The sequence below is a fragment of the Pseudomonas sp. AKS31 genome (assembly GCF_023634765.1).
Taxonomy (GTDB): Bacteria; Pseudomonadota; Gammaproteobacteria; order Pseudomonadales; family Pseudomonadaceae; genus Aquipseudomonas.
This window is the reverse complement of the sequence record NZ_JAMLFX010000052.1, coordinates 1-224: the sequence shown is the minus strand read 5'-3', so window position 1 is coordinate 224 and position 224 is coordinate 1. Positions and strand designations below refer to the sequence as shown.

1 protein-coding gene is annotated in these 224 nt (G+C 63.8%); it reads left to right on the top strand.

Translation table 11 applies throughout. The features are described 5' to 3' along the window. Positions 1-224, top strand: a 224-nt coding sequence (locus tag M9827_RS27675) for an RHS domain-containing protein (protein ID WP_250608407.1), incomplete at both ends; no start/stop codon positions are given.

Sequence of the window (224 nt, the reverse complement as noted above, 5' to 3'; positions counted from 1 at the left end):
GAAAGCAGCGAAAGCGAATACCGCAGCTACGTCTACGAACCCGGCACCTTCCGCCCGCTGGCCCTGCTCGACGGCAAAGGCCCGAAAAAAGCCTGCCCCTTCTACTACCAACTCGACCACCTCGGCACCCCGCAGGAACTCACCGACTACAGCGGCGACATCGTCTGGTCCGCGCAATACGACGCCTACGGCAAAGTCGCCGCACTGACCCTGGCCGGCGAGGA